Source organism: Pseudomonas syringae group sp. 247E2, from assembly GCF_032587795.1.
In the GTDB taxonomy this organism is placed as follows: Bacteria; Pseudomonadota; Gammaproteobacteria; order Pseudomonadales; family Pseudomonadaceae; genus Aquipseudomonas; species Aquipseudomonas amygdali.
Window position 1 is genome coordinate 1 of the sequence record NZ_JAWHPK010000013.1, and the last position, 1,121, is coordinate 1,121.

The following is a 1,121-nucleotide window of genomic DNA, read 5'->3' on the forward strand; positions in this document are numbered from 1 at the left end:
TTAGTGGCTTTTTCGATGTATTGAGCGTTCGCTGGAAGTGCCTTGCGCAGGAACGCGAGATACTTGTCCATAAGCACCTTGCTGGGAAAACGCGCGGCGAACCCGGTGGTTATATCGTCGCAATGGATAATGACCATCAGACGTTTGTGATCAACCGTGACAAATTCGTGCAAATGCCACGGGGCGGTTTGTCGATGGTGGACGGGGTTTTCCCAGTTCAGCAGTTTGATGGCTGCGACAAAAGCCATTGCCACCGGACCGACCAGGAACAGCAATGACCCAGTGATTAGGGCGACGAGGACGAATGCCAGTATGACGAAAATAGCGATGCCTTTGAAAAACGATGAGGCGAAGTCGGGGTAGTGGAGGTAATACTCTACGGTTGCTCCGTCGGTTTTCAGGGTGTAATTGTAGATGGTTTTTTGGCGAATGAGCAGTCCTACGAAGTAGGCAAGAATGCCGGCGAATGCTAATAAAGTTCCCACTAATGAGTAGAGGCTATCTGAAAACATTATCCAGCCTCCCCACATATAAAGTGTGCATCCTGTTATGTAGATTGCGATAAATATGGACTGCGTTATCATCATTTCCCTAGGCGATCTCGCAAGTGTTTTGATCTTCCAGTTCAGAGCATCTCTACCCTGTGGCAAGGTTGGGTTGTTTTCTTGTTGAGTCATAATGGCGTACCCTCTGCGACTTCTAGAGCCAGCGTACCGACCCTGTTTGATGCCTTCACTTCAAGTTCCACAGCAGCCAATCCATCAATAGCGGTATCACCTCTTAGGCCAAGCTTTATCTGAAACAGATAGCTTCTATCTTCTTCGCCAGGGCTTAAACGACTGGCCGGATACCAGATTTGCAGCTCAAGATATGTCGCGTCCTTGTTCAGTGGCACCCAGGTTTCCCAGATGAGGTCTTCATTTTCTGGTGGCATAAGAGGATAGGTGAAGTCTTCACTCGCTTTGCCAGCTTGCTTGTTGGTAAGCGTCCCGAACTGTTCGGCCTTCCTGAATTGCCCGCGGTCCAGAAAAGCTTGATGCAGTGGGTCGTCCATTTTTTCTACAGGTAGCACTCCCCATGGTCGCTTGCTGCTGACTATGTTGAAGTGCACGGACTGCCCG

At 49.6% G+C, this 1,121-nt stretch carries 1 protein-coding gene and 1 pseudogene; both read right to left on the minus strand.

Features of this window, described 5'->3' with window-relative positions:
• Positions 1–677: permease (locus RYC18_RS14130; protein WP_316886294.1), on the minus strand; the 677-nt coding region annotated here is incomplete at its 3' end.
• A pseudogene (locus RYC18_RS14135) lies at positions 674–1,121 on the minus strand (hypothetical protein); the annotation flags it as partial. The pseudogene RYC18_RS14135 and the gene RYC18_RS14130, both read right to left, overlap by 4 nt.